Annotated in this window: 2 protein-coding genes and 2 pseudogenes; 3 read left to right on the forward strand and 1 reads right to left on the reverse strand. The window is 38.7% G+C overall.

The features are described from left to right. A pseudogene (locus tag VB711_RS26605) lies at positions 1–154 on the forward strand (Rpn family recombination-promoting nuclease/putative transposase); the annotation flags it as partial. A 108-nt stretch (positions 155–262) separates the two neighbouring features. Then, positions 263–346: pseudogene (locus VB711_RS26610) on the forward strand (Rpn family recombination-promoting nuclease/putative transposase); the annotation flags it as partial. A 65-nt stretch (positions 347–411) separates the two neighbouring features. Here VB711_RS26610 and VB711_RS26305 read toward each other — a convergent pair. Then, on the reverse strand, positions 412–1,851 hold the full coding sequence (locus tag VB711_RS26305) for a hypothetical protein (RefSeq protein ID WP_323289382.1): 1,440 nt from the start codon (positions 1,849–1,851) through the stop codon (positions 412–414). Positions 1,852–2,222: 371 nt separating this feature from the next. On the opposite strand from VB711_RS26305, the gene VB711_RS26310 reads away from it, so the two are divergent. Then, positions 2,223–4,377 (forward strand): calcium-binding protein (locus VB711_RS26310; RefSeq protein ID WP_323289383.1); only part of this gene is annotated, 2,155 nt, incomplete at its 3' end.

Genomic DNA, 4,377 nt, shown 5'->3' on the forward strand with positions numbered 1-4,377 from the left:
GGTCGGCATTGAAAAGGGGATTGAAAAGGGAATTGAAAAGGGGATTGAAAAGGGGATTGAAAAAGTTGCCAAAGCTTTGAAAGAGCAGAATATAGCTATAGAAATTATTGCAGAATCAACTGGCTTATCACAGGAAGCTATTAAAAGAATTTGAGCGAATAATGCCAATTAATAGACTTGCAACCATTTTTTGTGCTATACAGGAAATATTAGACAGAGTTTTCTAGAGTATTTCATTAGAAATAATCTTAGAGGAGTAGTTATGGCTGCAAAATACTTTAATCTTTATACAGATTTCGGTTTTAAGAAACTGTTCGGTGAGGAAGGTAGTAAGGATCTACTCGTGGTCAAACAATATTAGCAGGAAATAACTTCAGTATTTCCTGTCATAGTTCTTAAATTCAGATGAAATCACTTTTGTGTTTCATACTCTATAAAGTCTCTCCAGTTCTTTTCTTGTACATTACAAGCAGCTTTTTTAACTTCATCTCTTGGAAAGAATTTTAAAAGAGTTGCTATGGCACACAAAGCACTAAAAGCGACCCATTTATTATTGGCAATATGTTCTAAAACTGATTCAGGGGTAAAAGGTATTGTTGATAAACTACCCTCATGGGGATCTCTACAAAAATCACCTATTAATTGTTCGTCAGATTTGTTTGTCTCGATATATCCAAAAAAAGATGGATATAAATCTATCCATCTAATACCAAGACCAATCAGGTTAAAGTCAGAGGGCTTTGCCTCTAAGCTCCCAGCAATTTCTTGATTTGATTCAATAGCCGCTGTGACAAAAGGGCTAGCAGCACCATGTTCGTCCTTATGGCTTGCATCTATATATCCTGTAGCAGAAACTTGGTACCATCCTCTGTAAAGACTAATATTTCCTCGTTTTCTAATAATAAGTTGACGGGAATTCTTATTTTCGCAGATAACAGCCACATCAACAGAGCCAGGATTAGCGAGGATAGATTCTGATAAATCGGTAAAATTTTCAGAGACATACAATTCTCTTATTGTTTTCGTTTCTCCACTACTATCAATTATTGGGATATCTAAAGATAGGTTAGTAAAATACATTGTTTTGTAGTCTACCCTTGAAAATTCGAGGGTTATCAGCCCTCTTCTATCACCATCTCTCTCGTCACCTTGGTGAAAAGAGTCAATCCTAGCCTTTGTTTTTGTTAATGTTTTACTATGGTGAAAAGAGTCAATCCTAACCTTTGTTCCTGTTTTATTATGAAGATCTTTAATTCCTTTTTTTTCCGCTTGAATATTTAGTAAACGTTCTTGCATATTTGCAGGAAATTTTTCTTTGAATTCAGAAGTTTTTTCTAGAAAAATATCAGGCTTATCATTTATCTTAATATCTTCTTCGCCGTTATTAATCGGTTGGTCCGGTGTTCCGAAAAGTATTTGGATTGGTATTGTAATATTTCCAATGCGAAACGGGTTAAATCCTGAAGGCATATCTGGTACTTCGTACTCTTGTTGCGGTGAAGTACTATCATGATTCCACCCATACTCCTTCGCCGCTTCATTATATACATCAATGATCAATCGTTGGTGATTTTTGCAGTGATATTTAAGTTCTGTGCCAGCCTTACTTTTTTCGTAGGCAACCCCAAATAGTTTACATATTTTTGATATTTGCACGCTTACAGCGGATTCTGTAATAGTTCCAAAATTAGGAAACTTTCCAATTGTTTCTCCAATATCTTTTCCTGTTTTTTGATCTATCACAAGGAGTTTAAGTAGCAAAATCCCCTTACCGTTTTTATAAGCTTTCTTAAGAGTCTCTAAACAAGTTTCAAAATTATTAGGATCTTGAGATGCAGGTATTAATGTCATTATTGCCACCGAGTGCAGTGTGTGAATTTTTCACACATTATATACCAAACTGTGAATTTTAGAAATTGCGTGCTAAATCAGAAGTACTTATGATTTCATTGATTCATTGATTGGCATCCAAACCTTGATAAGTAGCTGCGCCAGCATGGGCATGAACTAATGGGGGTGAAAGCCGCCTTTCAAAAACCAACTTTTCTAAAATTATTTGAGGATTCTTTAATGTCTAAGTCTAAGAATTTAGCTCCATTTCTATTATGGACTTACGAACTTATGGTTTGCTAATTTGGTGTTTGTAGACAAGTTTCGTTTGTTTATATCTTTTCAGCATTCCCACAATGTCTTGAACCATTACAAAATGTCGGAGATTTACTATGTCTTTGCAAAACTTAGGAACAGATCGCTATGCTGCTTTGAAGGCTACTGAGAAATTCCCCGAAGGAACAATTGGGTATGGCGTTCATCAAGGAATACGGGCATTATACTATGGTCTGTTATTACCCTATGATATTGGGGTGGGCGGATTTAGAAACCGATACTCTGCAAGAATTGGTGAGTTGTTTCTTAAACCTGAAGTACAAGCTTTAATGGCAAAGCCTATAAGCAATTCTGAAGCTAATCGTCAAGTAGCTCAGATGGAGTTTGAGTATTGGACTTCAGTTAAGAACGACCCAAATTCAAGTTTTGATGATAGGTGGGGCGCAGAAATGGCTCTACGTTATTCTATTGATGTTCGTGCAGAAATACAGAAAAACTTTGCTAACGGTCAGGAAATCGAAGCAGCCAAGTTAATTGGGAGTAATTTTCTAGGATCATTTCTAGGAGCATTTGGTTTTGGAGTCTGGAACGTTGGGCAAAACTTAGTTATAGATACAGGCGACCTTATCACCTCCCTTCAAGCATCCTTCAATGAAGCCAAAACTATTACCAGCCCGATCATTCTTGATTTAGACGGCAACGGGGTTGACACAATCAGTAAATCTGCTGGAGTGCATTTTGATCTAGATGGCAACAAATTTGCTGAGACTACAGGCTGGGTTGGCAAAAATGATGGACTGCTCGTATTAGACAGAAATAGCAATGGAAAAATAGACAATGGTTCTGAACTGTTCGGCAATAACACCATCCTCAAAAATGGTAGTAAAGCGGCGCATGGTTTTGCAGCCCTGACAGAATTTGACATTAACAAGGATGGCAAGATAAATGCCTCCGACACTGCCTATACCCAGTTGCGCGTATGGAAAGACAGCAACAGTAATGGTGTGGTAGATACGGGCGAACTGCTTACCCTGACTCAAGCTGGTGTCAAAAGCCTAAATACTGGTTTTACCGATCAGACGATAACAGATGCCCAAGGCAACCAGCATCTACAAGTTGGTAACTACACCCGCAATGATGGTAGCACCCGCGCCATGAACGATGTCTGGTTTGCTACAGACACCGCCCGCGCGATCGCTCAAGATATCGTTACTGTCAATGCTACTATTGCTGCCCTACCTGAATTGCAAGGCTTTGGTAATGTCCATAGTCTACGGCAAGCAATGGCTAGAGATACGACGAGCAAATTACAAAACCTAGTCAAGCAATTTTCCACTACAACCGATACGGCGGCACGTCACGCTTTGTTCCAGCAAATCTTATTTTCATGGAGCGGGGCTGACAAATATGCAGTCAATAGTCGCGGTAGCTATTTGACCGACGGGCGTATACTTTATGCGATCGAAGCTTTTTTGGGCGAACGTTTTACACAGGGTGGTAACTCAGATCCTGCTCAACGTGCGGCAGCGACTTTACAAACCACATACGATCAGTTGTATCAAACATTTTATGCCCAACTAATGGCGCAAACCCACTTCAAAGGTTTATACGACAGTATCAATCTGAGTTGGAACAGCACTACAAACCAGTTTGATCTTGATGTTAGCAACACTGTAAAAGCTTTGCAAACAAAATACACAGCAAACGCAATTACTGGTGCTGCTTGGATGCAAGATTTTGGTAACAGTCTTAAAACCAATGGCGACTTTGGAAAACAAGTATTAGCTGCCTTACAAAAACAAGGCAATATCGCAGGACAGGGCTTTGCTTTCGCTCTGGCAACGATGGGATATAACACCATCAACGGTACTGCAAGCAACGACACCCTTAACGGTAGCAACGGAAAAGACAATTGGCTAGTTGGGAATGCAGGAAATGACAATATTTCAGGTGATAATGGTAATGACATCATTAACGGTGGATTAGGAAATGACACCTTAAATGGTGGTTATGGTAACGACATTTACATCTTTAATAAAGGAGATGGACAAGATACTATCTCTGATTATGACCCCACTGTTGGCAACATTGACACAATCCGTTTTGGTACAGGTATCCTTCCCACAGACATTACTTTAAGGAGAGATCAATACAATTTATATCTCTCAGTCAATGGCACAACAGATATAATCACTATCCAGAATTGGGCTTATGGTACTAATTACCAAATTGAAAAGGTTGAATTTGCCAACGGTACAAGTTGGGATAAAA

Source organism: Cronbergia sp. UHCC 0137 (assembly GCF_034932285.1).
Lineage (GTDB): Bacteria > Cyanobacteriota > Cyanobacteriia > Cyanobacteriales > Nostocaceae > Cronbergia.